The 26,648-nt window shown below is 72.0% G+C and carries 21 protein-coding genes; 9 read left to right on the top strand and 12 right to left on the bottom strand.

The features are described from left to right. Positions 1 to 274: 274 nt before the first annotated feature. From uvrB to ACMGFG_RS01910, 3 genes are all read left to right on the top strand, one after another. The gene (uvrB, locus tag ACMGFG_RS01920) at positions 275 to 2,338 is read left to right on the top strand and encodes an excinuclease ABC subunit UvrB (RefSeq protein ID WP_436928663.1); all 2,064 of its coding nucleotides are present in this window, start codon (positions 275 to 277) and stop codon (positions 2,336 to 2,338) included. A gap of 584 nt (positions 2,339 to 2,922) precedes the next feature. Beyond that, positions 2,923 to 4,059 (top strand): phosphotransferase family protein, encoded by a 1,137-nt coding sequence (locus tag ACMGFG_RS01915; protein WP_436928662.1) that lies wholly within the window; start codon positions 2,923 to 2,925, stop codon positions 4,057 to 4,059. A 35-nt stretch (positions 4,060 to 4,094) separates the two neighbouring features. Beyond that, positions 4,095 to 6,812, top strand: a complete 2,718-nt coding sequence (locus ACMGFG_RS01910) for an outer membrane protein assembly factor BamB family protein (RefSeq protein WP_436928661.1) — start codon at positions 4,095 to 4,097, stop codon at positions 6,810 to 6,812. A gap of 215 nt (positions 6,813 to 7,027) precedes the next feature. Here ACMGFG_RS01910 and ACMGFG_RS01905 read toward each other — a convergent pair whose 3' ends face one another. Next, on the bottom strand, positions 7,028 to 7,672 hold the full coding sequence (locus tag ACMGFG_RS01905) for a helix-turn-helix domain-containing protein (protein ID WP_436928660.1): 645 nt from the start codon (positions 7,670 to 7,672) through the stop codon (positions 7,028 to 7,030). A gap of 82 nt (positions 7,673 to 7,754) precedes the next feature. Here ACMGFG_RS01905 and ACMGFG_RS01900 point away from each other — a divergent pair, with 82 nt between their 5' ends. Beyond that, positions 7,755 to 8,669, top strand: a complete 915-nt coding sequence (locus tag ACMGFG_RS01900; protein WP_436928659.1) for an alpha/beta fold hydrolase — start codon at positions 7,755 to 7,757, stop codon at positions 8,667 to 8,669. Between the two features lie 25 nt (positions 8,670 to 8,694). Then, positions 8,695 to 9,546: an alpha/beta fold hydrolase gene (locus ACMGFG_RS01895; RefSeq protein ID WP_436928658.1), complete on the top strand. Its 852-nt coding sequence runs from the start codon at positions 8,695 to 8,697 to the stop codon at positions 9,544 to 9,546. 155 nt (positions 9,547 to 9,701) lie between these two features. Here the strand turns inward: ACMGFG_RS01895 and ACMGFG_RS01890 are convergent, their stop codons facing one another. The 6 genes from ACMGFG_RS01890 to ACMGFG_RS01865 all read right to left on the bottom strand — a co-directional run bounded on the left by ACMGFG_RS01890 (position 9,702) and on the right by ACMGFG_RS01865 (position 15,665). Beyond that, on the bottom strand, positions 9,702 to 11,051 hold the full coding sequence (locus tag ACMGFG_RS01890; RefSeq protein ID WP_436928657.1) for a cobyrinic acid a,c-diamide synthase: 1,350 nt from the start codon (positions 11,049 to 11,051) through the stop codon (positions 9,702 to 9,704). Then, positions 11,048 to 11,863, bottom strand: coding sequence for a cobalt-precorrin-7 (C(5))-methyltransferase (locus ACMGFG_RS01885; RefSeq protein WP_436928656.1), 816 nt, complete (start codon positions 11,861 to 11,863; stop codon positions 11,048 to 11,050). Before ACMGFG_RS01885 ends, ACMGFG_RS01890 begins: the two co-directional genes overlap by 4 nt. 135 nt (positions 11,864 to 11,998) lie before the next feature. Then, positions 11,999 to 12,148, bottom strand: a complete 150-nt coding sequence (locus ACMGFG_RS01880; RefSeq protein ID WP_436928655.1) for a hypothetical protein — start codon at positions 12,146 to 12,148, stop codon at positions 11,999 to 12,001. 137 nt (positions 12,149 to 12,285) lie between these two features. Beyond that, complete coding sequence (locus ACMGFG_RS01875) at positions 12,286 to 12,744, bottom strand: DUF5518 domain-containing protein (RefSeq protein ID WP_436928654.1); 459 nt, start codon at positions 12,742 to 12,744, stop codon at positions 12,286 to 12,288. 77 nt (positions 12,745 to 12,821) lie between these two features. Beyond that, positions 12,822 to 14,735, bottom strand: coding sequence for an excinuclease ABC subunit C (locus ACMGFG_RS01870; protein ID WP_436928653.1), 1,914 nt, complete (start codon positions 14,733 to 14,735; stop codon positions 12,822 to 12,824). Positions 14,736 to 14,813: 78 nt separating this feature from the next. Next, the gene (locus ACMGFG_RS01865) at positions 14,814 to 15,665 is read right to left on the bottom strand and encodes a hypothetical protein (protein WP_436928652.1); all 852 of its coding nucleotides are present in this window, start codon (positions 15,663 to 15,665) and stop codon (positions 14,814 to 14,816) included. 216 nt (positions 15,666 to 15,881) lie between these two features. Here ACMGFG_RS01865 and ACMGFG_RS01860 point away from each other — a divergent pair, with 216 nt between their 5' ends. From ACMGFG_RS01860 to ACMGFG_RS01845, 4 genes are all read left to right on the top strand, one after another. Beyond that, entirely contained in the window at positions 15,882 to 16,556 is a 675-nt protein-coding gene (locus ACMGFG_RS01860; protein WP_436928651.1) for a hypothetical protein, read from the top strand. A 113-nt stretch (positions 16,557 to 16,669) separates the two neighbouring features. Further along, entirely contained in the window at positions 16,670 to 16,936 is a 267-nt protein-coding gene (locus ACMGFG_RS01855; RefSeq protein ID WP_436928650.1) for a DUF7967 family protein, read from the top strand. A 123-nt stretch (positions 16,937 to 17,059) separates the two neighbouring features. Continuing rightward, positions 17,060 to 18,193 (top strand): ABC transporter ATP-binding protein, encoded by a 1,134-nt coding sequence (locus ACMGFG_RS01850; RefSeq protein WP_436928649.1) that lies wholly within the window; start codon positions 17,060 to 17,062, stop codon positions 18,191 to 18,193. Then, on the top strand, positions 18,190 to 19,242 hold the full coding sequence (locus ACMGFG_RS01845) for an ABC transporter permease subunit (protein WP_436928648.1): 1,053 nt from the start codon (positions 18,190 to 18,192) through the stop codon (positions 19,240 to 19,242). The genes ACMGFG_RS01850 and ACMGFG_RS01845 overlap by 4 nt, the downstream gene beginning before the upstream one ends. Before the next feature lie 21 nt (positions 19,243 to 19,263). On the opposite strand, the gene ligA is transcribed toward ACMGFG_RS01845, so the two are convergent. The 5 genes from ligA to ACMGFG_RS01820 form a co-directional block, all read right to left on the bottom strand. Continuing rightward, complete coding sequence (gene ligA / locus ACMGFG_RS01840) at positions 19,264 to 21,357, bottom strand: NAD-dependent DNA ligase LigA (RefSeq protein WP_436928647.1); 2,094 nt, start codon at positions 21,355 to 21,357, stop codon at positions 19,264 to 19,266. A 76-nt stretch (positions 21,358 to 21,433) separates the two neighbouring features. Beyond that, positions 21,434 to 21,694 (bottom strand): DUF7123 family protein, encoded by a 261-nt coding sequence (locus ACMGFG_RS01835; protein ID WP_436928646.1) that lies wholly within the window; start codon positions 21,692 to 21,694, stop codon positions 21,434 to 21,436. Positions 21,695 to 21,775: 81 nt separating this feature from the next. Beyond that, positions 21,776 to 22,519 (bottom strand): rhodopsin, encoded by a 744-nt coding sequence (locus tag ACMGFG_RS01830; protein WP_436928645.1) that lies wholly within the window; start codon positions 22,517 to 22,519, stop codon positions 21,776 to 21,778. Then, positions 22,512 to 24,116: a methyl-accepting chemotaxis protein gene (locus ACMGFG_RS01825; protein WP_436928644.1), complete on the bottom strand. Its 1,605-nt coding sequence runs from the start codon at positions 24,114 to 24,116 to the stop codon at positions 22,512 to 22,514. The genes ACMGFG_RS01830 and ACMGFG_RS01825 overlap by 8 nt, the downstream gene beginning before the upstream one ends. Before the next feature lie 232 nt (positions 24,117 to 24,348). Beyond that, positions 24,349 to 26,637 (bottom strand): nitric-oxide reductase large subunit, encoded by a 2,289-nt coding sequence (locus ACMGFG_RS01820; protein WP_436928643.1) that lies wholly within the window; start codon positions 26,635 to 26,637, stop codon positions 24,349 to 24,351. Between the last annotated feature and the right edge of the window lie 11 nt (positions 26,638 to 26,648).

The raw sequence follows: 26,648 nt of genomic DNA, 5'->3' as shown, positions 1-26,648 counted from the left end.
CGACTGCACCGCAAAACACCCACCTGCAGGAAGCATCCGGCGCCGGAGGCGCCGGTTCGCCGCCAGAGCAACCGCTGACGACCCTTCGGTCGTTCGCGGTGCTCACTCCCGCAGACACCGGACGCGAGCGACCGGAGGGAGCGAGTCGTCCGGCCATGTTCACCCGTGTTTTTGACGGGGTTCGAGGCGCGAGCCGACTGGCTCGCGACGACGCCCCCGTGAAAAAAGATGGTGGACCACACCCCTCAAGTTCGTCCGCGCCTACTCCCGAGTGATGAGCGACACCGAGGGTCCCCTGTCGCCGGACAGGCCGGACGCCGAGAGCGAGTTCCGGGTCGACGCGCCGTTCGAACCGGCGGGCGACCAGCCGGAGGCCATCGAGCAACTCGCCGACGGCTTCCGGCAGGGCATGGACAAGCAGACGCTGCTGGGGGTCACGGGGTCGGGCAAGACCAACACCGTCTCCTGGGTCGTCGAGGAGATCCAGAAGCCGACGCTGGTCATCGCCCACAACAAGACCCTGGCCGCCCAGCTCTACGAGGAGTTCCGCGAGCTGTTCCCCGACAACGCCGTCGAGTACTTCGTCTCCTACTACGACTACTACCAGCCCGAGGCCTACGTCGAACAGACCGACAAGTACATCGAGAAAGACGCCTCGATCAACGACGAGATCGACCGCCTGCGCCACTCCGCGACGCGCTCCCTTCTCACCCGCGACGACGTGATCGTCGTCGCCTCGGTCTCCGCGATCTACGGGCTGGGCGACCCGCAGAACTACGTCGACATGAGCCTCGAACTCGAAGTCGGTCAGGAGATCGACCGCGACGAGGTGCTCTCGCGGTTGGTCGATCTGAACTACGAGCGCAACGACGTGGACTTCACGCAGGGCACCTTCCGCGTGCGGGGCGACACCCTCGAGATCTATCCGATGTACGGCCGCTACGCCGTCCGCGTCGAGTTCTGGGGGTCGGAGATCGACCGGATGCTGAAGGTCGACCCGCTGGAGGGCGAGGTCGAGTCGTCCGAGCCGGCGGTCCTCATCCACCCGGCGGAACACTACTCGATCCCCGAGCAACGGCTCCAGCGGGCCATCGAGGAGATCGAGGAGCTCAAAGAGGAACGGGTGCGGTACTTCGAGCGCCAGGGCGACCACGTCGCCGCCCAGCGCATCGACGAGCGGACCACCTTCGACCTGGAGATGATGCGGGAGACGGGCTATTGCTCGGGCATCGAGAACTACTCCGTCCACCTCTCCGAGCGCGACTCCGGCGACCCGCCCTACACCCTCATCGACTACTTCCCCGACGACTTCCTCACCGTCATCGACGAGTCCCACCAGACGATCCCCCAGATCAAGGGGCAGTTCGAGGGCGACCGCTCCCGCAAGGAGTCGCTGATCGACAACGGCTTTCGCCTCCCGACGGCCTACGACAACCGCCCGCTGACCTTCGAGGAGTTCGAGGAGAAGACCGACAAGACGCTGTACGTCTCCGCTACGCCCGCCGACTACGAGCGGGAGGTCAGCGACCAGGTCGTCGAGCAGATCGTCCGGCCGACCCACCTGGTCGACCCAGCCGTGGAGGTCTCGCCGGCGGAGGGGCAGATCGACGACCTCCTCGACCGGATCGACGAGCGCGTCGAGCGCGACGAGCGGGTTCTGGTCACGACGCTCACCAAGCGGATGGCCGAGGACCTCACCGAGTACCTCGAAGAGGCGGGCGTCGCCGTCGAGTACATGCACGACGAGACCGACACCCTCGAACGGCACGAACTCATCCGGTCGCTCCGACTGGGCGACATCGACGTGCTCGTCGGGATCAACCTCCTCCGGGAGGGGCTGGACATCCCCGAGGTGTCGCTCGTGGCCATCCTCGACGCCGACCAGGAGGGGTTCCTCCGCTCGGAGACGACCCTCGTCCAGACGATGGGGCGCGCCGCACGGAACGTCAACGGCGAAGTCGTCCTCTACGCCGACGACCCCAGCGACGCCATGGAGGCGGCCATCGAGGAGACCAACCGCCGCCGGGAGATCCAGCAGGAGTACAACGAGGAACACGGCTTCGAACCCACCACGATCGACAAGGAGATCGGCGAGTCCTCGCTGCCCGGGTCGAAGACCGACACCGACGGCGCTTCCTCGATGGACCCCGACGACGACGAGGAGGCCGCCCGCGCGATCGAGCGCCTCGAGGAGCGCATGGAGGAGGCCGCCGACAACCTGGAGTTCGAACTCGCCGCCGACATCCGCGACCGTATCCACGAACTCCGCGAAGAGTACGACCTCGCCGGCGGCGACGACGAGGAAGGCGTCGTCCCCGAACCCGTCGACGAATTCTGAGACCATCTTTTTCGCGATGGGGTTTCCTCGGTCGCCTTCGGCGACCTGCGGGGAACCCCATCGCCAAAAACATGGGTGAAAACACCGTCAGAGCAAGCTCTGACGAGGTCTCGTTCGCTACTCTCACGAGACAGGCCGGACGACTCGCTCACTTCGTTCGCTCGCGTCCGGTGTCCGCAGGAGTGAGCACCGCGAACGACTGCGGGCTCGTCAGAGCGTGCTCTGACGGCGAACCGGCGCTTTGCGCCGGATGCTACCTTCGGTCAAAAGGGCGGACGCTACCTCCGTTCGGACGGCCCTCCGCCAAACCGTGGTGGGCACTCACACATCCCCCGAACACTTTTTTCGAACCCCACCGGATCGCCGCCAATGAACTCGGACTGCTGACCGGACCGGTGACGGCGCGACGCCGCTCGAATCCGCGATAGTCGCTCGTTCGCCGCTCCGGTTGCCGCCGGCCGCCGCGCTCGATAGCGGCGGCCGGCGGCGTTCTTGCGTTCTCTGACCCGACAGCCGTCAGTCCGTCCGCGGTCGCTGCGGACGGGCGCGCCCGCAGACCGACACTGCAGCCACGACACCCGACAATGACCGATCGAACGATCCCGCACGCACAGATCACCGAACTGCTCGACCGTATCCGGCCGACCTGGAGGGTCGAGTCGGCGACGCCGGCCAGTGACGGCTCCCACGTCGTCTACTTCCTCGACGTGGCGACGCCCGACGGGCCCCGGGAGTGCGTCCTCAAGGCGACGCGCCCGGACCAGGACCCCGTCTGCGACGACGAGGCGCGGGTCCTCGCCGTCCTCGGCGCCCACACCGACCTCCCCGTCCCGGCGGTGTTCGGCGTCGTCGACGACGACCCGAACCTGCCGGCGCCGGCGTTCCTCGCGTCGGTGCTCCCGGGCGCCAACCACAGTCGGACGGCGCTCCCGGAGTTCTCGCCCGAAGCGGTCCGCGAACTCGGCCGCTCGACCGGCCGACTCCTCGCCGACCTCCACCGGTTCGACGCCGTCGACGCCTACGGGTTCGTCGGCGTCGACCACGACGGGTCGCTCGACGGCGGCCGCCCGGGCGCCGACCCCGCGTCGGTCACCGTCCACGGTCCCGCGGAGGACTGGATCGACTACCTCCGCGGCGAGGTCGAGCGACTGGACGACGCGCTCGTGGACTCCCGGTTCGCCGACCTGCGTGGGGATGTCGTGCCCGCGCTCGACGCGGCGGTCGACGACCTCGCCGGCGAGTTCCGGCCGGCGCTCTGCCGGGTCGACCAGTCGCTGGACAACTCGCTGGTCGACCCCGAGAGCGGCGCGGTCACGGGCCTGCTCGACTGGGAGTTCCCCGTCGCCGCGACGCCGGCCTACGACCTGGCGTTCGTCGAGCACAGCCTCGCCGGCGGCCACTGGCCGCTGCTGCCCGACCAACCGGACGACAGCGAGCGGATCCGTGCGGGGCTCCTCGCGGGCTACCGCGAGGGCGGGCCGGCCCGCGTCGTCGAACAGTTCCGCCGCAACCGGGACTGTTACGCGCTGCTCGTCGAGACCCACGCGATGGTGAACTTCGACCCCTGGTTCGACCTGCGGGGGGGTCGACGCCGACGAGCGCCGCGGGGCCGCCGACGCGCTCCGCGAGCGGGTTCGGAGCTACTGCTGAAGTGGCTGCTCGGCGGGCACGGCGACGATCGTGCTGCTTGCGAGCGCAACGGAGTGCGACAAGATATTTGACGGGGCCGGACGACTCCCCGGCAGAGGTCCGCTGGATGGACGATACGACCCCGCACTCAGATTCGACACGCCCCGCACCGACGCGGCGGCGCTTCCTCGCCGGCCTGACCGCGGCCGGCGTGGTCGGTTCGACCCTCTCCGCCGTCGCCGGCGGACAGCCCTCGACCGACCGCACGTCGAGCGACGCCGCGTCGCGAAGGTGGCCGATGTACGCCTACGACGACGGCAACACCGGCTACAGTAGCGCGAACGCCCCGCGAGACGGTATCTCGGCCCGGTGGGACCGGGCGATCAGCGCGACGGGCGAACCGACGTTCGACGACGTCACCGCCTACGTCCGGAGCACGGACGGGAGCCTGTACGCGCTCGACCGGGGCTCGGGGGAGACGCGGTGGCGCTACCGGACGGACGGCGAGGGCGACGCGCCGGCCGCGGCCGCCGTCTCCGACGGGACCGCGTTCATGGACGACGGGGCCGCCGTAGTGGCCCTCCGGACGGGCTCCCAGGAACGGTACTGGCGTACGGAGCTCGACGGCACCGTCTCGGCGCCGGTCACGCTGACCGATTCGCGCGTCCTCGCGGGGACGGACGCCGGGACGCTCTGTTCGCTCGACCGTAGCGGCGGCGCCCGCAGGTGGACGTTCGACGCGGGCGACCCGATCGTGGCGGCGCCCGCGCGCGGCTCGAAGCGGGTCTTCGCCGCGACCGAGACGGGCACCGTCGTCGCCCGCGGGGCCCAGGCGGGGGGCCCGCGCTGGGAGTTCGACGCGGACGAGCCGACCGCGGACCTGCCGCCGGTCGTCAGCGACGACCACGTGTACGTCGGCGACACCGGCGGGACGGTGTACGCCATCGACCGGGTCGACGGCAGGGTCCGGTGGCGAACCGACCTCGGGAGCGCGGTCGTCGGCGGCCCGGCCGTCGCACGCGATACCCTGTTCGTTCCGACGGCCGACGGGACGCTCTACGCCCTGAACGCAGTCGGTGGGGGCGAGCGCTGGTCGGTCGCCCTCGAGTCGCCGGCGAGCCGCAAACCGGTCGTCACCGACGCGGTGATCTACGTCGCGACCGCCGAGGACACCGTCTACGCGCACGCCTGGGGCGGCCGGAACGAGGGCGCCGAACTCTGGCGGGCTAACCTGCCGGTCAACGACCCCTCGATCTCGGTGGTGAACGACCTTGTCGCCGTCGTCGGCGGCCTCTACGTCGCGCTCGGGAGCGGCTCGGCGACCGCGATCGACCGCGGGTCGTTCGACGCGGTGACGACGCGGTGGACCTACGAGACCGACGGGACGGCGGCCGGCTCGCCCGCGCTCACGGACGACGCCCTGTACACGACCGACGGCGAGCGGGTCTGCTACGCCCTCGACCCCGCAGAGGGGGGCGAGCTGTGGCGTTCCGAGGTCGACGCGGACCTGACCGGCCCGGTGGCCGACGGCGACGGCGTCTACCTCGGTGCAGGCGACGGGACCGTCCGCGCGCTGGCGACCGACGACGGGAGCGAGCGCTGGACCGTCGAGACGGACAACCCGGTGCCGGCCGCGCCCGTCCGCTGGGGGGATCTCGTCGTCGCCATGGACGCCCAGGGGCGGCTCTACGGGATCGACCGCGCGGAGGGCGACCGGCGGTGGACCGGCCGCGTCGACAGCGGCGGGACAAGCCCCGCCGCGGGCGGCGACCGGATCTACGCGAGTTCGCCCAGCGGCGTCGTCTCCGCGTTCGACGCCGCGACCGGCGAGGAGCTGTGGGGTTTCCGCGCCGGGACCACGGTCGCCGCCCCCGCGGCCAGCGCCGACACCGTCTACGTCGGCGACCGGGACGGTCGGTTCTACGCCGTCGACGCCACGGGCAAGGAGCCCGCCGAGCGGTGGTCGACGGAGCTGGACGGGGCCGTCAGGGCGGCGCCGACCGTCGCCGGCGACACCGTCTACGTCGGCACCGACGCGGGAACGCTGCACGCCTTCGACCTGGGGGGCGACCGCCGCTGGCGGGCTGAGGCCGGCGAGGCGATCCGCTCGAAACCCGGCGTCGCCGGCGACCTCGTGACGGTCGGCAGCGAGAACGAGAGCGTCTACGCCTTCGACGCGGCCGACGGGAGCCGGCGGTGGGCCTACGACACCGCCGCGCCGCTGCGGACGACCGCGGCCTTCGGCAACGACACCGTCTACGTCGCGAGCGCCGAGATCGTCGCGCTCGACCCGCCCAACACCGTCCAGACGCCGACGCCAACGGCGACGGCCACGCCGACGGAGACGCCGACGCCCACGGCGACCCCGACGGACGACGCCACGCCGACCGACACACCGACGGCCGCGCCGACCGACACGGCGGGAGCGACGCCGACCGACACAACGACTGCGACACCGACCGACGCGGCGGGGACGACGCCGACCGACACACCGACTGCGACCGACGCGTACGCCGGTGGGACCGCCACCCCGACCGGGAGACCGACGACGACGGCACCCGGCGGGGCGGGCGGGGCGACGGGGACACCGACCGACGCCCCGACGCCGCCGGCGACGACCACCACCGGTAGCGGGGCCGGCGGCGGAGGCGGGGGCGGCGGCCCGCTCGACGGGTTCGACGTCGAGCCGGACTGGCTCCCCTACGCCGGTGCGGGCGCGATCGCCGCCGTCGCAGCGCTCGGCGCGGCCGTCAAACGCTTCGGCGGCGGCGGCAGCGGCGGCACCGGCGGTAACCAGGCCGACGCCCTGAACTGGGGCGGCGGCCTCGACGACGACGACAACTGACCGAACGGCCGCTCTTCTCGGCGTTCGACGGCTCCACCAGTCGCTTCTATCTCGTCCCGTGGAGGATTCTGTATCGCGGCATGTAATTTATGTCGGTGTGAACCCGGCCCAGGCGGTCACGGGGTGGGCTGGAATCGGGGCGGTGGGCGGCGCCGAGCCGGGGTTCGGACCGCGGTAGCGTCGGTCGAACCCGGTCGTCGGCGGTTCCGAAGCAGTCAGGAATCCCCGACGAACGCCGTCAGGACCGCCGATTCCGCCCGCCGCAGGAGCTCCCCCGCCGTACTGCGGGCGCAGTCCAGTTCCCCGGCCACGTCGGCGACCGACCCGGACCGCTCGATGTCGTAGTAGCCGACCGCGACGGCTGCCTCCAGCGCCTCCCGCTGGCGGCCGGTCAGCCGCGCGGGCTCGGGCCAGCGGCGGAACTCGCGGACGCGCACCACGTCGGTGTCGACAACCGCGTCCAGGGCGCCGTAGAACTCGGAGAGGGCTTCGGACTCCCCGACGGCCTCGAAGCGGGCCGTCCCCGAGGGCCGGAAGGTCACCGGCGGGACGAAGGCCACCCGCGAGCCGGCGACCACGTCCAGCACGGCGTCGGGCAGCTCGTACGCCGACTGCCGGACGAAGGCGTAGGTTCCACTGTCGGCCGCGACGAGCTGTACCTCCGTCGCCGAGTCGACCGCGTCGAGGACCTCGCGGACCGCCGGCGGACCGGCGTCGAACCAGGTCAGCGTCGTCACGTCGGCCGTCGGCCCCCAGATCAGGAGATCCGCCCGTGTCACCGGACCCTCGGCCGTCACCTCCCGGTGTAGCGGATGGGCGGCGTCCGGCGGGTAGGTCGTCTCGAAGGTGACCTGTCGCATCGGCTACGCCGTCGCCTCACGTATAAAAGACCGTATCGATCCGGGACAACGGCCGAGGGTGCGGGCCCGTTACGTCCGACCGATGAGTGACTCGCCGCTCACCGCCGGGCGCGCCGACGGGGCCGACGCCTCGACGCCGGTCGCCGACCCAGGGGGCGACACGCGGACGGTCGAGTACGGGACAGCCGAGCGTCGGCTGGCCCGGGCCGAGTACGGGGCCGCGGAGGGCGACCCGGTCGTCTTCCTCCACGGGACACCGGGGTCGCGGCGCCTGGGCGCCCTCGTCGACGACGCGGCACGCGAGGCCAAGATTCGCGTGCTCGCGCCGGACCGACCGGGGTTCGGCCGGTCGACGGGCTGGCCCGGGCGCCAGCCGACCGACGCGGCCGACTGGTTCGCGCCGCTCCTGGCCGACGCCGGCGTCGAGCGGGCGCGCGTGGTCGCCTTCTCCGGTGGGGCGGCCGACGCGCTCGCACTCGGGGCGCGGCGGCCGGACCTGGTCGACGGGATCGACCTCGTCTCCGGGGCCTCGCCGCCGTCGGTCGCCGCGGCGACGCCGCGACTCCAGCGCGTCCTGGGTCGGCTGGCCGCCGGGACGCCCCGCTTGCTCGGGGCGGCCCTCCGCGGGGGGACCTGGCTGGCGGCGCGCGGCGCCCCCTCGACCGTCCTCGCGCAGTACACCGACGACCCCGGCGGAATCGCGCCGGAGGTGACCGAAATCGTGCACGAGGACTTTCTCGAAGGCGTCAGTCGCTCGCGCAACGGCGCAGTCACGGAGCTCGCCTGGGTCGCGGAGGGCTGGGGTGTCTCACCGGCGGACGTGTCGGTCCCGGTCCGCCTGTGGCACGGCGACGCCGACGCGAACGTCCCCCTCGCCGACGCCGAGCGCCTGCGCGACCGGTTGCCCGACGCCGACCTGACCGTGCTGGACGGCGACCACCTGACGACGCTGCTGGCCGCCCGGTCGCGCGTGTTCGCTATCGCGCCCCGAGATTGATTGTCCCGGCCGCCGACCGGCCGGTATGGTCGAGGCGAGTCACGAGACGGCCGTCGTCGACGGCCACCGGATCCACTTCCTGGCCGCCGGCGACCCGGCGGACCCGCCGCTGGTGCTGTTGCACGGCGGGATCATCGACGCTGCGGCGGTGAGCTGGGGCGCGGTCGTCGAGCCGCTCGCCCGCGAGTACCGGGTGGTCGCGCCCGACCTCCTGGGCTACGGCCGCAGCGCCAAGCCCGACGTGACCTACTCGCTCGACACCCACGTCGACGTGGTCGAGGGGTTCGTCGCGACGGTCGGCCTCGACGAGCCTGCGGTCGCCGGCATCTCGATGGGCGGCGGCGCGGCGCTGGGATTCGCGCTCCAGTCACCCGAGCGGGTCGACCGGCTCGTCCTGCTCGACAGCTACGGGCTCGGCCGGGAACTCGCCAACGGCCAACTGACGCGCCTGCTCGCGAAACAGGGGCTGACGAACAAGCTCGCGATCGCACTCATGCGACGGAGCCGCGGCTTCACGGAGGCCAGCCTCGGGAACATCGTCCACGACACCGACAGCCTCTCGGTCGACGCCGTCGACGCCGTCTGGGCGGAGGTCAAGCGCCCCGGCGTCGGGAAGGCCTACCGGAGCTTCCGGGCGGCGGAGGTCGGTCCCGACGGCTACCGCACGGACTTCACCGACCGGCTGGACGGCCTCGACACCCCGACGCTGCTGCTCCACGGCGAGCACGACGAGGTGTTCCCCCACCGCTGGAGCGAGCGGGCGGCCGCCCGCATCCCGGACAGCGAGTTCCACCTGCTGGACGACTGCGCCCACTGGGCGCCCCGCGAGCGTCCGGCCACCGTGGTGGCCCTGATCGAGGGGTTCGTCCCGCGATAGCGGCTGGTGACTTCCTGAATTGACGTATTCGCGGTCGAAACACGGAATATCGGCGGACCTGGTGTCCAGGGGGGAGAGCACTGTCGGAGTCGATAAACCAGCATCCGCGATATACAACTCCCGTCGCGCAGCGAGCGGGGCTGACCGGGCCGGGGCTACAGCCCGTCGAGAAACGCGTCGATAGCGCCGCTCTCGGGGTGGCAGTGGCAGTAGGTGCCGAGCGTCCGGTACTCGGTGAGGCCGTCGCGGCCGTCGGCGATGCCGTCGCCCCGTTCCACGTCGAACGCGAAGCGGGTGTCCCCTGCGGGGTCGGCCGTCGAGTAGTGGAACTCGTGGCCGCGGCGGTGCTCGCCCGAAGCAGCAGTCAGCGTGTCCTCGCGTGCGCGGAGTTCCACGTGGTCCAGCGCCTGGTAGCGGTCGTGCATCGTCACGTCGGCGGGGAGGACGCCGGCCATCGCGTGCGTCTCGCCGTCGGTCGTCGTCAGCGACTCCGCCAGCGCCATCAGCCCGCCGCACTCGCCGAACACCGGGAGGCCGTCGGCGGCGCGGTCGGCCAGCGTGTCGAGCGCGGGGCTGGCGGCGAGATCGGCGGCGTGGTTCTCGGGGTAGCCGCCGGGGAGGTAGACGCCGTCGCAGTCGGGCAGGTCCTCGCCGTCGGCTGGCGCGAACGGGACGAGTTCGCCCCGCTCGCGGATCCGTTCGAGCGTCGCCGGGTAGACGAACCGGAAGGCGTCGTCGCGAGCGACGGCGACGCGGGGGCGGCCGTCCTCGCCGTCGGGCGTCGATCCGGCCGGTGTAACGGCGGCACCCGCCGACGAGTCGACCGCGGGCTCGGATTCGGGTTCTGCTGGCTCCCGGGCCACTCCGCGCAGCCGGTCGCCGCGGAGGTGGTCTGCGGCGGCGTCCAGCGCCTCGTCGTCGAGCGGCGACTCCTCGCCCATGTGGAGGCCGAGGTGACGGTCCGGGATTTCGAGGGCGTCGTCCGGCGCGATCCGCCCGAAGTAGTCGAGTTCGTCCGGCAACGCCTCGCGGATCCCCTCGGCGTGGCGGCCGCCGTGGGCGCGCTGGGCGAGCACGCCCGCCACGTCGATGTCGCGGCCGGCGCGGGCGGCGTACTCCCGAAAGCCCAGCGCCGTGGCCGCGACGCTCTCCATCCCGGCCTTCGCGTCGACGACGAGGACGACCGGCAGGTCGAGCGTCTCGGCGACCATCGCCGTCGAGGAGCCGTCACCGTCGTACAGGCCCATGACGCCCTCGACGACGCACACGTCCCCCTCGCCGCGGCAGTAGTTGCGCCGGAGGCCCGCTTCGCCCTGGAGCCAGCGGTCGAGCGTCCGCGAGGGGCGGCCCGCGACCCGCTCGTGGTGGCTCGGGTCGATGAAGTCCGGCCCGGCCTTGGCGGGTTGCACGTCGAGGCCTGCCCGCTCCAGCGCGCGGATCACGGCGAGCGTCGCGACGGTCTTCCCGACGCCGGAACTGGTCCCGGCGAGGACGAATCCCCTCACGGCGTCGCCCCCTGGTCATCGGCCCGGACCACCAGCACCGACAGGTCCGAGAACGGGGTGTCGTCGGGACCGTCCCCGCCGGCGTGGCCCGCCAGTTCGCCGAGCGCGGTCCGGGTCACCGCCTCGTCGTCGTGGGTGAGTCGCTCGTAGACCAGCGCGGTCAGCGACTCGCTGGCGCCGGCGTCGAGCAGGCCGGCCGCGATGTCCCCCGGCATCAGGTCGTACGGCCGCGGGAGGACGAGCAGGTGGCGCTCCCCGGCGTCAGCCCGCAGCCGCTCGCGGTCGGCGGTCAGCTCGCCGCGCTTGTGCAGCGTGACGAACGTCGAATCCTCCATCGGGGTCCGGGCGCGGCTCGCCGCAAGCTGGAGCGAGGAGATGCCGGGGATCACCCGGACTGGACGGTCGACGGCTCGCTCGACGCGGCCGAGGAACTGGTAGCCCGAGAAGTTCGGGTCGCCCATCAGCACCGCGGTCCCCGCGGCGCCGTCGGCGACCCGGTCGGCGAACGCCGCCAGGGTCTCGCCCTGGTCGTCGTACCCGCAGGCGAGGACTTCCCCGTCGATCCGGTCGCGCACGCGGTCGACGACCGTCTCGAAGCCGACGACCGCGTCGGCCTCGCGGATCGCCCGCTCCCCGCGGGGGGTGAGATACTCCGGGTTCCCGGGGCCGATCCCGACGGCGTAGACGGGGTCGGCGGCGTCCGCTCGCTCGGCCTCGGCGACGGACCGTTCCGGCGCCGCGGCGGCGATAGCCTCCGGCGGCTGGTCGTCGGTGGGCGGGCGGTCGTCGTCGGTCGGGGATGCGTCGGTCACGATATCCGGTCCCACGGGGGGCGGCCCGTTGACTGTTCCGGATAGGCCCGACCCCGCGGCGGTCGCTCCGCCGCGTCGGGGTGACCGGCGGCCCCGTTGGGTCGAGCCGGTCGGTTGGCTCGCAGGCCGGGACCGTCAGTAGATCCGGCGCGTCACGAAGACCAGGATCCCGAGGACGAGCAGGCCGATCCCCCAGTAGACGGAGGGGTACGGGAGGTATTCGAGCAGGAGCGTGACGACGCCGGACGTGATGAGCGACCACCCGATGGTCGTTCGGTACGCCATGGACGGTCGGTCGGCGCTCGCGCCGATAGTTACCCGCCGATTTCGGGGGTAGCGTGAACTTACCGGCCGATCCGGGCCGGCGCAGTGGGCGAGGCTATCGCGGGCGCGCTCGTCCGCGGACACGATCTCCGTCCGGATCACCCGCTCGCGGCGACGGTCCGTTCCTGGCCGGTCTTCCTGCAGAGCCAGGCGCCGACGTGGCCGCCGACGAGACCCGCGATCCCGGCGATACCGAGGACGACGGCGCTGAAGACGACGACCAGCAGCGGTTTCACGGGTGCGAACGACCACGCGTCGGCGAAACTCTCGGCGGTGGTGAGCATCGTGGGGGCGATCCAGACGTAGCCGGCGAGGCCGCCGATCACGCCGGCTCCGAGACTCGCGGCGCTCACGTCGGCCGAGTACCGACGGGCGAGGAAGCCGGCGATCAGGCCGCCGACGACGACCATGTTGAACGAGAAGTGGTTGTTCGCCCCGGAACGCCAGTAGGCGGCCAGCGTGAGCGGCATCGACACCACGCCCCCGACGAGGGCGTACTGCCAGGTCCGCGGGAGCGAACCGGGGAGGGGACCTGAACCGGGATCAGTTCGGGACATAGCCGTTCGGTTGACAGTTCCCGCGGCGGCCTAATAAAACGTGTCGCCGCCTGTAACGGGGAACGGCTCGCCGGCGCCTACAACCGCTCGGCCAGCGTCGCGGCGGTCTTGGCGCCGACGCCGTCGACGCTCTCCAGTTCCTCACGGGAGGCCGACCGGACGTTCTCGACGCTGCCGAACCGCCGGAGCAGCCGTTTCCGGGTCTCCGGTCCGACCCCGTCGATGTCGTCGAGCACCGTGGACACGTCGTCCCGCAGCGTCTGGTGGTACTGGACGGCGAAGCGGTGGGCCTCGTCGCGGGCGCGCTGGAGGAGGTGGAGGTGGCCGGCGTCGTCGGGCCAGTCGTAGACGCCCGCCGGCGTCACCACGAGCTCCTCGTCCTTCGCGAGCGCGACCGCGGGCACGTCCCACCCGGTGGCGTCGAGGGCGTCGCGCGCCGCGCCGAGTTGCCCCTCGCCGCCGTCGATGAGTAGCAGGTCCGGGTCGGGCCGTTCGTCGCGACCCTCGACGGCCCGGTCCGCGCGCCAGCGCACCAGCGACCGCATGTTCGCGTAGTCGTCGTTCTCGTCGTCGAGCTTCTTCCGGCGGTAGTCGGACTTCTCGGGCTCGCCGTCGACGAAGGTCACGTCGCTCCCGACGGCGGCGTTCCCCTGCGCGTGACTCACGTCGAACCCCTCGATCCGTTCGACCCGCGCGTCGAGGCCGAGCGCGTCCGCGAGCGCCCGCCCCTCGTCGTCGCGGCGGTCCCTGCGGCGGGCGTTTTTCAGCGCCAGGTCGACCAGCGTCGCCTCGCGGCCGGCGCCGGGCACCCGCAGCGCGACGCCCTCCCGTTCGAGCCAGGCTTCCAGGTCGGCGTCGTCCGGGTGGTCCGAGCAGAGGACAGCGTCGGGCAGCTCGCGCTCGGCGTAGAACTGCGGGATGAAGGCGGCCAGCACCGCCCCCGCCCGCTCGCCCTCGGGCGCGTCGAGCGTGTGGCGCTCGCGGTCGACGAGCTTGCCGTCCTCGCTGTGGAGCCGGGCGACGGTCGCCCGCTCGCCCTCGACGGCGACGCCGAGCACGTCGACCGTCCGCTCGCGCTCGGCGTCGGGCTCCTCGTGGCGGCCCTCGCTGGCGACGGCATCGCCGGCCTCCCCGTGGATCGCCTCGACCGCGTCCAGCCGGTCCCGGAGGTTCGCCGCCCGCTCGAACTGCTGGTCGCCCGCCGCGGCCTCCATCTCCCGGCGGATCGGGTCCGCGAGCGCCCCCGTCTCGCCCTCGAAGAACCGCTCGACCGCTTCCACGTCGGCCACGTACGCCTCCCGGTCCACGTCCGTCTCGGGGACGCAGGGACCCGAGCAGAGGCCGATGTCGTGGTCGAGACACGGGCGGTCGCGGTTGGCGAACTTGTGGTCCGAACACCCCCGGAGCCCGTAGGTCTCGCGGACGGCCTTGACGACCGTCTCCAGCCGGCCCTTGTCGGTGAACGGGCCGAAGACGGTCGCGCCGGGGTCGGGGTCGCGGGTGATCTCGACCCGCGGGAACTCGTGGGCGGTCAGCTGCACCAGCGGGTAGGACTTGTCGTCTTTCAGCCGGACGTTGTAGCGGGGCCGGTGGCGCTTGATGAGGTTCGCCTCCAGCAGCAGCGCCTGGGTCTCCGTGTCGGTGACCGCCACCTCGACGGACTCGGCCTCGGCGACCATCCGCCGGATGCGCTCGCTTCGGGGGTCGGCGTAGGAGCGCACCCGGTCGCGCAGGGCCACCGCCTTCCCGACGTAGAGCACTCGCTCGTAGGAGTCGGTCTCGGCGAGGTCGGCGTCGGCTTCGCCGGGACCGGTCCCCGTCGAGTCGCCGTCCGCCGCGCCGTCGCCGACCTCGGTCGCGGCAGTGTCGTCCGCCCCGCCGGCGTCACCGCCGCTCGCGCCCCGTCCGCGCGACTCCCGGGCGAGGAACTGGTAGACGCCGGGCTCGGCGGGCAGGTCGCCGGCCCGGTCCCGGACCGAGTCGGGATCCATCGCCAGTCGGTAGCGACTCGGCGGATTTGAACCCTGCGTCCGCGGGTCGGTCGCCCGTCGTCGCCGTCCCGCGGCCGGTCACTCGGTCGGTTCGTCGTCGCCGGGCCCCATCACCTCGTCGACCGCCTCGGAGAAGTCGGTCTGGCTCGTCTCGCGGACGGCGCGGTCGACTTCGGTATCGGCGTCCGGGGCCGGGGATCCAGCGTCGCCGGCCAGCGGGTCCGCGTCGCCGGGGGGTGTAGAACCCTCTCCGGGGGGCGTCTCCTGGACGCCGGCGTCCTCCGCCGTGCCGGCTCCGGCCGCTCCGTCCCCGAACAGGACTACCTCCAGGTCGGCGACGGCGCCGTCGAGCGCCTCGGCGTCTGCCGGCACGCGGATCGGGTCGCCGTCCCCGGCGACGGCGATCTCCAGCACGCGGTCGCGGGTGAGCAGGTAGACGCCGGCGACGAAGACGGCGAACAGCACGAGAGCGGAGCCGACCAGTCGTGCGAACTCGTCGGCGCCCGCGAGCAGCGAGAGGAACCGCTGGAGCGTCGCGAGCAGCCCGCCCATCCCGAGCCGGCCGGCGCCCGCGCCGGCGAAGGCGTCGGTCGGGACGAACGACCCGAAGTCGACGAACACCCCGACCGCCAGCAGGACGGCGCCGTAGGCGCCGAGCCGGACGCCCAGCCCGCGGAGGTTGGTTTCGCCCTCGTGGCCGGCGCGCACGTCCGCGACGTTGGGTAGCTCGACCGCGCGGTAGTTCTCCCCGTCGCTGTCGGGTGTGAACGCGAGCAAGCGGTGGGTCGTGACGACGACGCGGTTGCCGTCGGCGAGTTCGACCCGCTCGCGGACCGTCTCCCCGTCGTACAGCAGGTCCTCGGCCGACCCGGCCCACCGGCGGCCACCCGTCCCCCCGAAACCGCCGAGCAACCCGCGGAGTCGGGACATACGTTCCCGTGTCGCTCGCTCGGTCTTGAAACTGTGGCCCGGAGTATCTCGCGTGATACGCGGGCGAAAGAGTCGACGCTTCGGGCGACAAAGGGACCGTTTCGGGCGACAAAGCGCGGGTTTCTCCCCGACAGGTTCGGGTTTCGATCGGACAGGTCCGGGTTTCGGGGTGACAGGCACAGCATTACTACGTGGGAGTCCGCGCGAGCGCGACGCATGTTCGACGCCCTCCGCTCGGACCGGGTGGCGGCGGCCTGTCGCTGGGCGCTGGTCGTCGGCGTCACCGGCGTCGAGGCGGCGGCGCTGTCGGTGTGGCTGGCGCTGCTCGCCGGCGCGAGCCCCAGGTCACGCGAGGCCGTCGTCGGCGCCGTCGCGCTCGCCGCCGCGCTCCTCGTCGGGCAGTTCCTCGTCGACCTGGCGGTCAACGGGCCCGCGGTCGGGTTCCCGCTCGGGCGGACGCTCGCGGTCAGCGTCAGCGAGGCGGCCCTCTGGACGGGGTGGCTGGCCGTCGTCGCCGCGCTCGGCGGCGCGCGCGGCCTGTTCGTCGGCGGCGTCGCCTTCGCCGTCGCGCTCGCGGCCCAGCACACCGCCGAGATCGACGCGCTGCGCGGGGTCCCACCGGGGTCGCGGCTGTTCGACGTGCGGACTGTCGGCTACAGCCTCGTCACCGCCGCCGGGGCGACCGCCTGGCTCGCCCTGGAGACGGGACTCGCGAGCGCCGGCTCCCTCGCCGACCTCGCCGCGGCCGCCGGGCTCGCCCCCGGGACCGTCGGGTTCGCCGTGCTGGTCGCCGCGCTGCTGGTCGAGCACGCCATCGGCGTGGCGATCGCGCGCCGCGAGTGCGCCGAGCGGACGGCGCCGGTCTGGTTCCGCCGGCGCTCGTGGACGTGACGCCGCGGCGGACGCGGAGTGTGTCGCCCTCACGCATCCGCTACCAACCAGTCGCGTCCGCCGCCACTGCCCGATCCGCTGGGTACAAACCCGCGCGCGCTCCAGTGGGTGACATGAGCGACGACACGGTCAGGTGCTGGCTGGTCGACCGGATCTCCCGCGACGAGAACCTCGTCACGCTGGTGTACGCGACCCCGGACGGGCAGCGCCAGCTCACCAAGCAGCTGTCCTTCCAGCTGCTGTCGCGCAAGCCGACGACGGCGGCCGTCGACGTCGACCCCGAGAAGCTGGAGCCGACGCCCGACCCCGACGAGCGGGAGCGCTACGCGACCCAGGCCCAGTCGATGGCCGAGCAACACGACCCCGACGACGAGGTCTGACCCGGCTGCGGGGGACGGCGCGGTCGCCGCCGCTGGCCGGGCCGCGCGAGCCGGCTCGCGGGCGGTCGCAACCCCGAGAGGCATGTATGAAAACCTAAATCGGAGGGCGCGAAAGGCCCGGCCATGCCAGCCATCGAACTCGACGGCGTGACGAAGCGGTTCGACGACGTCACCGCCTTGCGGGGGGTCGACATGACCGTCGAGGACGGGGAAGTCTTCGGGTTCCTGGGGCCCAACGGCGCCGGCAAGACGACGACGATCGACATCCTCCTCGATTTCGTCCGGCCGACCGCCGGATCGGCGGAGGTGCTCGGCCTCGACGCCCGCGAGGAATCGGAGACCATCCGGGAGCGGCTGGGGGTGCTCCCGGAGGGGTACGACCTCTACGACCGGCTGACCGGCCGCCACCACCTCGAGTTCGTCGCCGAGGCCAAGCGCGCCGACCCCGACCCCGAGGCCATCGCCGAGCGGGTCGGTCTCGACCGCGACGACCTGGACCGGAAGGTCGAGGGCTACTCCCGGGGGATGGCCCAGCGGCTCGCGCTGGGGATGGCGCTGGTCGGCGAGCCCGACCTGCTGATCCTCGACGAGCCGTCCTCGGGGCTGGACCCCAACGGCGCGCGCCTGATGCGACAGATCGTCCGCGAGGAGAACGAGCGCGGCGCGACCGTCTTCTTCTCCAGCCACATCCTCGGGCAGGTCGAGTCGGTCTGCGACCGGGTCGCCATCCTGCAGGACGGCGCGGTGGTCGCGGTCGACACCGTCGAGGGGCTGCGCGAGGCGACCGACACCGGGACGCGGCTGGTCGTCAGCGTCGAGCCCGCGGACCTGGAGACCGCCGCCGACGCCGCCCGCGGGGTCGACGCGGTCGAGGGCGCGACCGTCGAGGGCGACGACCTGGTCGTGTCCGTCGACAGCGACGCGAAGATGGCCGTCCTCACCGCCATCGAGGACGCCGGCGTCCCGGTCGACGACTTCGAGACCGAGGAGGCGTCGCTGGAGGATCTGTTCGCCGCCTACACCGACGAGGGGCCCGCGCCCGAGGCGACCGCCGACGGGAGCGGCGAGGGTGCGGCGGACGACGGGAGCGGTGAGGGTGCGGCGGACGACGGGAGCGGTGAGGGTGCGGCGGACGACGGGAGCGGTGAGGGTGCGGCGGACGACGGGAGCGGTGAGGGCACGCCGACGGACGACGACGCCGGGAGCGGTGACAGTACGGCGGACGACGCCGCGGCCGAGGGGGGTGACGAGCGATGAGCACCGACACCGCATCGGGCGACGCGGGCGGGAGCGGCGGACTGGACGGTGCGCTCCGGGATACCTTCGACTGGTACCCCGTCGCGAAGAAGGAGTTCCGCGACGCCATCCGGTCGAAGGGGCTGTGGGTCCTATCCTTCCTCTTCACGGCGCTGTTCGTCATGCCGGCCGCGCTCAACTGGTGGGACCTGCGCAACGCCCAGCAGGTGCCGCCGAGCCTGGAGGACTTCGGCCTGCAGGCGGCCATCTCGCAGTCGTACCTCAGTATCGTCACGCTGCTGGTCCCCATCGTCGTGATCTTCGCGACGTACGCGGCCGTCTCCGACGAGCGCACGAGCGGGTCGCTGAAGGTGCTGCTCTCGTTGCCGTTCTCCCGACGTGACGTGATCGTGGGGAAGGTGGTCGGCCGGAGCGCCGTCGTGGGCGTCCCGCTGCTGGCCGCGCTCGCGGTCACCGGCGCCTTCTTCGCGCTGTCGCCGTTCGCGTTCAAGGTCGACGCGTTCGGCTGGTTCGTGCTCTTCACGCTCGCCTTCACGCTGGTGATGGTCGCCTTCTTCGTCAGCATCTCCGGCGCGATGGCGACGAACCTCCGGTCGCTGGCCGGCGCCGGCATCGTCTACTTCTATCTCTCCTTCGGCTGGAACTCGCTGGCCAACTCCGTCGGCGACGTGCTGGCCAACTACGCGGGCGTGGAGGGGGCCTTGCGCTGGCAGGTCGTCCTGTTCGTCAAGCTGCTGAGCCCGACCCAGGCGTACAAGACGCTGACCCGGTCGCGGATCCTCGGCGGCGAGGGCATCGACGCCCCGATGACCGCCCGGTTCAACATGTTCCAGCAGGGCCCCGAGGCCATGCAGACCATCTGCGGGGACGTGCTCAACGGGAGCCCCTCGGTCCGCCGGACCATGTTCGGCAACCAGACCGTCTGCGAGAGCGCCGGCTCGTCGGTCCCGGTCTACTTCTCCGACCCCGCTGTCTTCGTGAGCCTCTTCCTCTGGATCGGCCTCGCCGCCGCCGTCAGCTACTACACGTTCGACCGCGTCGACCTGTAGCCGTCGCGCGCCACTGCGACTTTACTCCTCGACCGCGACGCCGTGCTCCCGCAGTTTCGCCTCGAACTCGTCGACCCCGTCGAGCGTCGGCACGTCGTGTTCGGCGGCGTCGTCCTGCTTGGTCTGGCCGGGATTCGACCCGAGGACGAGGAAGTCGGTATTACTCGACACCGAACTCGTCGCCGAGCCGCCCGCCCGTTCGACGAGGTCCTGGGCCTCGCTGCGGGTGTAGCCGTCCAGCGAGCCGGTGAAGACGAAGGTCAGTCCCTCCAGGGCGTCGCCGGTCTCCGTCTCGGCCTCCTGGGGGTCGACGTGCTCCAGGAGGCGGTCGAGCACGTCCCGGTTGGCCTCGCTGTCGAAGAAGTCCCGGATCTCCGCCGCGACGGTCGGTCCCACGTCCTCGACGGCCTGCAGGTCGTCCCCGGAGGCCTCCCGGACCGCCTCGAAGGTGCCGAAGTGGCGGGCGAGCGACGCCGCGACCGTCTCGCCGACCTCGGGGATGCCGATTGCGGTGAGGAAGTCCGCCAGCGGCGGTTCGCGGGCGTCGTCGAGTTCGCCGACCAGGTTCTCGGCGCTCTTCGCCCCCCACCCCTCCAGGTCGGTCAGGTCGTCGACGGTCAGCTCGTAGAGGTCGGCCACGTCGTCGACGAGGCCGGCGTCGAGCAGCTGCTGGACGCGCTCCTCGCCGACGCCCTCGATGTCCAGCCCCTTGCGGGAGGCGTAGTGCTGGACCGACCGCTCGCGCTGACCGGGACAGCCGAGCCCGCCCGAGCAGAAGGCCATCGGTCCGTCGCGCTCGACGGCGCTGCCGCAGACAGGGCACTCGTCGGGGAACGCGAAGTGACCGTCGCCGGCGGGGTCGGTCACCTCGGCGACCTCGGGGATCACGTCGCCCGCGCGGCGGACGCGCACCTCGTCGCCCACGTCGACGCCCAGGCGCTCGATCTCGGCGGGGTTGTGCAGGGAGGCCCGCGAGACCGTGACGCCGCCGACCTCGACGGGGTCGAGCAGCGCGACGGGGGTCAGCCGGCCGGTCCGGCCGACCTGGACGACCACGTCCCGGACCGTCGTGTGCTCGCTGCGGGCGGGGAACTTGTAGGCGAACGCCCAGCGGGGCGCCCGCGAGGTGGTCCCGAGTTCGTCGCAGGCGTCGGTGTCGTTCACGGAGATCACGACGCCGTCGATCTCGTAGTCGAGGTCGTCGCGTTCGGCCAGCCGGGCGTCGCGGTAGTCGACGGCAGCCTCGACGTCGTCGACGAGTTCGGTCTTCTCGCAGACGCGCAGGCCCCACTCGGGGAACGTCTCGTGCATCTCCCAGCGGGTGTCGAACTCGGCGCCCGCCAGCACGTCGAAGAAGAAGATAGAGAGCGGTCGCTCCGCCGTCACGGACGGATCCAGCTGCCGGAGGGTGCCGGCGGCGGCGTTGCGGGGGTTGGCGAAGGGGTCGTCGCCCCGCTCGACGAGTTCGCGGTTGTACGCCTGGAAGGCGGGTCTGGGCATGTACACCTCGCCCCGCACCGCGAGGAAGTCGGGGTGGTCGCCCCGCAACCGTTGGGGGACGCTGGGGATGGTGCGGACGTTCGCGGTCACGTCGTCGCCGACCTCGCCGTCGCCGCGGGTGGCCGCCCGCTGGAAGACGCCGTCCTCGTAGACGACCTCGACGGAGAGGCCGTCGAACTTCGGCTCGCAGTAGTACGCGATCTCCCCCGCCCAGTCGGCCGAGTCGAGCCCCTCGCGGACGCGGCGGTCGAACTCGCGGACCTCCTCGGCGTCGCCGCCCTGGTCGATGGAGCGCATCGGCGCGACGTGCTCCACGTCGGGGAGTTCGTCGCGGGGCGCCCCGCCCACTCGCTGGGTAGGGCTGTCCTCGGTCTGCAGGTCGAACTTCTCCTCCAGGTCCCGCAGGCGCGAAAAGAGCGCGTCGTACGTCCGGTCGTCGATGACTGGATCGTTCTCGACGTAGTAGCGGTGGTCGTGGTACCGGATCGCCTCGCGGAGCCGCTCGGCCTGGGCTTCGGCGTCGGCCTCGGACAGCTCCTCGACCGGGTCGTAATCGGTCGGTGGCTCGGCGAAGTAAGGGTTGTCGGCTGACGGGTCGGCCGCGTCGTCGCTCATTGCCCGACTCTCGCGGCGGCACCCTCTTTGAAGGTTCGGTGCCGGGCCGACCCGACGACCCGCGGTCGCCAGGTCCTCAGTCCCGGGCGCTGACCTTCCAGGTCGTGCTCGACGAGCGGCCCCACTGTTCGATCGTCACGTCGTCGGCCCGGTCGGCGAGGATGCCCATGTTGATCCCGACCTCCTTGCTGGAGAGGTCGAGATCGTCGGCGACGTACTTCGCCTTCAGGTAGGCGGTCCCGTCGACGCGCTCCAGCAGGTACGCGAGCAGTCGCGACTGGGTCTCCGACAGCGACGGTCGGGCGAGCGGTCGGTCCCGACGGGCGGGCGTCGGCATAGCCGGGGATCCGCGGCCGACCACTATCGTTATGCAGTCGATTCGGCGGGTCCCGTTCCGAAAATCGCGGTTATACGGCACCTAATCGCCGCTCGGGGTGCCGTCGACGGCGGCCGCGTCGCCGTCCGACGGGGACAGGCGGTCGAGCGGGCCGCTGCCCTCGCCCGTGGCGACGACCGCGTCGACGTTGGCGAACAGGAAGCCCGCGAACCCGACGCGGATCAGCGCGCCGACGTACTCCCCGAGGACGCCGGAGACGTAGGTGTCGAAGACGCCCGCGACGCCGAGCAGCGCGAAGACGATGAGCATCCCGATCAGGAACAGGAGGAGGTTCCGGGCCTTCCAGTGCAGGAGCCGCCGGCGGTCGGGGAGCCGCCGGGCGCGCTCCCAGACCGGACCGAACAGCAGGTACGCCAGCAGCACGTGGCCGCCGATGACGACGAGGATACCGACGATCCCGACGGCGCCGCCGACGACCGACGCGACGTTGAACGCGACGACCTGAACCGCCGGGACGGCCACGAAGACGCCGACCGTCCGGCGCGATTCGTCGGCGAGCAGCGCCGCGACCGCCCAGAGCAAGGGGTAGGCGATCAGGTCGTCCAGCACGCTCGGGATGTCCAGGGACGCTCCGCCGAGGGCGACGACGCCCACGCCGGCGAGCGATAGCGCGGTCGTCACGGCCGAGACGCCGACCGCGGCCACCGCGGGGTAACAGTACGTGCGCCGGTCGCGCGGGAGGCGGCGGAGCCAGGCGACCAGGCCGAGCGCGGCGAGGGCGTACCCGGCCGCGGCGACCGCGTAGACCGTCGACAGCTCAATCATCGTCGCCCCCCGCGAGCGAGGCGGCGCCCGGGCTCGGACCGTCGCCGCTCGCCCCCGCGTCCCCCCGCGTCTCGAACTCGGCGAGGCGGTCGAGCAGCGCGTCCGTCCGCGAGGTGAGGTCGTCGGCGCGCTCGCGCACGTCGGCCATCGTCCCCGCCGTCTCGGCGGCGGTGTCGGCCAGCTCGTGCGAGCGGTCAGCGACGCGGCGGGCGACCTCGCCGACGGAGTCGACGGTCGCGGCGACCTCCTCCGTCGCGGCGGCGCCGTCGTCGGTGGCGCGGGCGATCTCGCCCATCGCGGCGTCGACATCGTCGACCGTGTCGGTCAGCGAGTCGAGCGTGTCCCCGACGCCGGTCACCGTGTCGACGCTCGCGTCGATCCGGTCGCGCGTCCGGTCCATCTCGTCGGTCACGTCGTCGACGTCGGCCCGCGCGCCCGCGACGATGGCCTCGATCTCGTCGATGGCGTCCTGGGTCTCCTCGGCGAGCTGTTTCACCTCGTCGGCGACGACGGCGAACCCGTCGCCGCCGGCGTCGGCGTGGGAGGCCTCGATGTTGGCGTTCAGCGCGAGGATGTTCGTCTGCTCGGCGATGTCGTCGATGATCCCCGTCGTGGCGGCCACGTCGTCCATCCGGTCGTCGAGCTCGGTGACCAGCCGGTCGAGCTCGTCGACCGTCGTCTCGACGGTCCGGATCGCGTCGATGGCCTCGTCGGCGCGCTCTGCGCCGGTGGCGCCAACGTCCGAGGCCTCGGCGGCCTGGTCGGCGATCTCGTCGGTCGTCGCGGCGACCTCCTCGATGGTCGCCGAGAGGTCGTCGACCTCCGCGACCGCGCTCTCGAGCTGTTCGGCCTGGTCTTCGAGGTCGGTCGCCAGCTCGCGGATGTCGTCGGCCAGCCGCTCGTTGAGCTCCTGGACCTCCGCCGACTCGGCGGCGACCGTCGTGCTCGACGCCTCGACGCGCTCGGCGAAGGTGCGGATCTCCTCGACGGTGCCGGAGAGACCGGCGGCCATCTCGTCGTAGGCGACGGCGATCCGGTCGACGGCGTCGACATCCGTCTCCGCCGCGAGCTCGCGCGTGAAGTCGCCCTCGGCGGCGGCGGTCATCGCGTCGCCGATCCGCTCGGCGTGGGCGAGCAGTTCCTCGTTGAGCGCCTCGGCGTCCTCCCGCGCTCGCTCGGCGTCCGCCCGGGCCTGCTCGGCCTCCCGGCGAGCCGTCTCCGACTCGTCGAAGGCCTCGTCCAGCGACCGCCGCATGCTGTCGAACGCGTCCGCGAGTTCGCCGAACTCGTCCGCGCGGTCCACGTCGGCGGTCGCGTCGAGGTCGCCGTCCTCGACCGCCTCGGCCGCGTCGGTCAGCCGCCGGAGCGCCACCGCCGCGTTGCCGCCCAGCACGATCGCCAGCAGCCCGAGGTTCAACACGAGTACGAACAGCGTCCCGGCGATGCCGGAGAGGCCCGCCGCCGCCGTTCCCGCGGACGCGACGTGGGCCGCGAACACGGCACCGAACCCGACTGTCGCGACGGTCGTCAGCCCGACCGCTGCCGCGATACGCAGGCTGTAGTGTTCTCCGACCGCCCGTCCCGCCTCCAGATTCATCGGTAGCGATGAGTCCCACGAGGGCGTTCTTATCCCTGACCCCCCGAATACACGTACTGATAACGGGACGACATTCGTGCGTGTTCGTTCGTGACAGTTGCGTCGCGAGTATCACGGTCGATTCCCGGGACGGGACCGGCTACGCGGGTCGTCGTCGGGATAGCCGGCGTCGATCGGATGTCGCAGGCAACGGGATCCGGAAACGACTGTGAAACGGCCACGACAGCCCGTCTCAGTCGTCGCCCAGCACGCCCTCGGCGACGGCCATGTCCTCGACGTCGGGGTCGTCCTCCGTCGCCCGGAGGACGAACCGCTTGCGCACCAGGTCGGCGGCGTACAGCGCGGTCCCGGCGATGATCATCGTGTCGCCGGGCAGGCGCGCCCAGAACAGCGTCTGGACGATGGGTCGCTCGTAGAAGGCGAGGCTGCGGCCGGCGTCGTAGCTGGCGGTGAAGATGGCCTCCAGCTGGAGGAACCCGACCGGGAGCACGGAGACGAACACCATCAGCGCGAGGCCGACGTTCCACAGCCAGAAGGCTCCGCGCAGCCAGGAGCCGTCCCAGCGCCCGGGCCGGATGGCGATCCGGAGCATGTAGGTGACCATCCCCAGCGCGAGGAAGCCGAACGCGCCGAACATCGCGGCGTGGGCGTGGCCGACCGTGAGGTAGGTGCCGTGCTCGTAGTAGTTGATCAGCGGGAGGTTGATGAAGAAGCCCAGCACCCCCGCGCCGACGAAGTTCCAGAACCCGCTGGCGACGATGAACATAAAGGGGAGCCGGTAGGGGAACGGGTCGCTCCCGGAGTGCATCGCGCGGTACTGGCCGATGGCCTCGTAGAGGATGAAGACGAGCGGGAGCAGCTCCAGCGTGGAGAAGACGCTCCCGATGGGCACCCACAGGTCGGGCATCCCGATCCACCAGTAGTGGTGGGAGACGCCGATGACGCCGGTGGACATCACCAGCAGCGCCTGGAGCATGACCGCCTTCTCGGCGCTGCGGCGGGTGAGGAGATTCATCGAGACCAGGGTGAGGCCGACGATGGCGACGATGAAGAACTCGAAAGCGCCCTCGACCCACATGTGGACGACCCACCAGCGCCAGAACTCCGTGACGGCGATGTTGGTCTCGGGGGTAAAGAGGAACCCGGCGGTGAAGAGCAGGGCGATGGAGCCGCCGGCATAGAGGATCATGTGCGCGAGCCCGTAGACGGGTTCGCTGTCGAGCATGGGCTTCAGGCCGCGGATCGAGAGAACCGCCCAGGCGAGGAACCCGGCGAGCAGCCCCGCCTGCCAGACCTTCCCCACTTCGAGGTACTCCAGGCCCTCGTTGCCGATCAGCCACCAGAGCGCGCCGTCGAGGTAGCCCTGCGCGCCGAGCCAGATGCCCGCCATCCCGCCGACGGTGACGACGACGACCGCGCCCAGCAGGACGTTCACGAACGTCGACTGCCGTTTCGGCTCGTGGCCCGTCAGCAGCGGCGGGAGGAACAGGCCGGCGCCCAGCCACGTCGCGGCGATCCAGAGGATCCCCAGGTCGATGTGCCAGGTCTTGGCCAGCGCGAACGGGAGCAACTGGAGGATGTGGACGCCGAATATCTCCTCGATGCCGAAGAAGCCGGCGCGTTCGATGTAGAAGTGCGCGAGCAGACCCCCGAGGAGGACCTGCGCCAGAAAGAGCCCGGCGGCGACCGGGATAAAGCGGAGCGCGGCCCGCTGGCTCGGGAAGACGCTCACGTCGCCGGGTTCGGGGACGGAGATGCCCTCGGCGGAGGGCTCGGGGAGCCGGACCGACTTGTAGAGCCAGATGCCGGCGCCGGCGGCGCCGACCAGGAGGACCATGGCGATGACGCTCCAGGTCATCGCGGCGGCGGTGGCGTCGTTGCCGGCGGCGGGCTGGTAGGGCCAGTCGTTCGTGTAGGAGTGGTCGCCCGCCGGCCGGTCGGTGTGGGAGAACCACGCCGTCCACAGCGCGAAGTCCGCGAACTGGCGGGCCTCGGTCTCGTCGTCGATCATGTCGACCGGGACCCCGCGGGCGTGGTCGCCCTCGTGGTAGCGCTCGACGTACTCCTCGCGGATCTGCTCGTGGGCGTACACCTCGGCGGCGGAGTACTCGATGGCGCCGCCCTGATAGGACTCGTCGAGGTCCTGCTCGACGTCGTCGCCGACCGCGGCCTGCTCGGCGGAGTCGAGGTCGGCGTACTCGGCGCCGTAGCGCTCGCGGGCGTAGTAGTCCCGCATGTACTCGACCTTCAGGTCGAGCGTGTCCGCGGTGTAGTCGGCGCCGTAGTAGGCGCCGTTGCCGAGTATCGACCCGTGGTTCATCAGGCCGTCGCGCTGGAAGGCCTTCTTGCCCTCGCGGATGTCCGTCCCGGTCATCACCGTCTCGCCGTCGGGCCCGACGACCTCCTCGGGGATGGGCGGCGCCTCCTGGTAGGCCAGCCAGGCGCCCCCGGCCATCACCACCAGGTTGAACACGAAGACCGCTGCCAGTATCTTCGCTATCGTCGCTCGTCGCACCTTCATGTGCGACCGTT

Origin of the sequence: Halosimplex halobium (genome assembly GCF_051414055.1) — an archaeon.
GTDB lineage: Archaea > Halobacteriota > Halobacteria > Halobacteriales > Haloarculaceae > Halosimplex > Halosimplex halobium.
This window is presented reverse-complemented; position numbering and strand designations above follow the sequence as displayed.